General features: G+C 39.1%; 2 protein-coding genes and 1 pseudogene. All 3 read right to left on the reverse strand.

The window, feature by feature from the left end:
- A pseudogene (locus U736_RS11345) lies at window positions 1-239 on the reverse strand (filamentous hemagglutinin); the annotation flags it as partial.
- Between the two features lie 12 nt (window positions 240-251).
- On the reverse strand, window positions 252-656 hold the full coding sequence (locus tag U736_RS0108700; RefSeq protein WP_026500686.1) for a hypothetical protein: 405 nt from the start codon (window positions 654-656) through the stop codon (window positions 252-254).
- A 176-nt stretch (window positions 657-832) separates the two neighbouring features.
- Window positions 833-1,234 carry a hypothetical protein gene (locus U736_RS0108705; protein WP_026500687.1) on the reverse strand — a complete coding sequence of 134 codons (402 nt, stop codon included), beginning with the start codon at window positions 1,232-1,234 and terminating at the stop codon, window positions 833-835.
- Between the last annotated feature and the right edge of the window lie 206 nt (window positions 1,235-1,440).

Consider the following 1,440-nt stretch of genomic DNA (forward strand, 5'->3'; position numbering starts at 1 on the left):
ATAGCAGAATCGGCTTCTGGAAACACAACAAAATAAAGCGGTACATTTTTATTCTCCGCATGTTGCTCAGCATAAACAGCAGCCTCATAGGGTGGGGTAAAAATGCCATTGAGGGACACATGCACCTTGCCATCAGAGCCGGCTTGCAAATGCTGCTTTTCTTCATCCGTTAAATAATGAAAGTGAGGAAACAATCCCGCCATTCCAAGCGAAGGCAAGGATGGCGGTTTGTTGATCATCACAAACAGTGCTTAAGGTTGGCATTCTGGTTTATTTTTATATTTTTGGCAATAAGCGCTATTTAAACGCTTCTTGACACTTCGTTTTGGAATGACAGCACCTGGCACACAAATCGGAAGATCCTCGGCATTATAATTTCTACACCGATCTCTCCACTTCCCTCCTAATTTACTATGAAAACCTGCTTGGGTTAGACATGCATAAATAGATGTATTCGCATTTATACTTAACTCTCTATAATCCATCATATAATCATCATGAGGATTCAGCATTCCACATTCTAATAGTGCTTTTTTAATCTCAATCTTATCTTCTCCTAGCTTCTCTAATACATCCACAGCCTGGTAAGGACCTGGAAAACATCCAGCTATAATAAGCAAAGCCAATCCACTCAATAACTTTAAAGTTGCTTTCATTTTTTCTCTCCTTCAATGATTTTTTATGATAAGACTGCTTATAAGCTTGTCGATGTTTTATATTCCTCTGTCCATACCAATTTGAAACATGTTGAGTGCCGATACAATTGGCCCACACACTTATGCAAAAGATAAAAAAACTAAAGATTACTCTTAATCATACCATCATCAAAAAACTACGGTAGACATTCAGGCTTGTTTCTATTTCTTTTACAATGGGGGCTGTTCAGGCGTTTCTTAACACTTCTTTGAGGAATGACAGCACCTGAATGACAAATCGGAAAACGAGCATCAAAAAACTCACACGAACTCAAATATCCGGATTTATATCTAAAACCTGCTTGAACCATGCAAGCTTCAATTAATGCGTTCGCATTTCCGTCTAACTTTCTGTTGTATTCATCACGATTATAAGGTGTTGGCATGCCACATTCTAACAGCGCTTTCCCTATATCAATTGTATTTGCACCAGGCTTATCCCATAATTCCCAAGCTGATAAGGGAACCTCAGCTTTATACTCACATCCAGCTATACTTAACAGAGCTATGCCGCTCAATAATTGCAAGACTTTCTTCATTCTTCCCCTCCTTCAGTGGGTTTCTTTACGATAAAACAGAGCTCATAAACCTGTTGATATTTCCTGTCACCGCTGCTGAAAACAACAGTGAACAATATTGAAATGGTTAGTTGAGGAAACAATCCCGCCATTCCAAGCGAAGGCAAGGATGGCGGATTGTTGATCATCACAAACAAAACTTAAGGCTTGCATTCAGGTGCATTTTT

The organism is Bartonella grahamii ATCC 700132, assembly GCF_000518085.1.
Lineage (GTDB): Bacteria > Pseudomonadota > Alphaproteobacteria > Rhizobiales > Rhizobiaceae > Bartonella > Bartonella grahamii.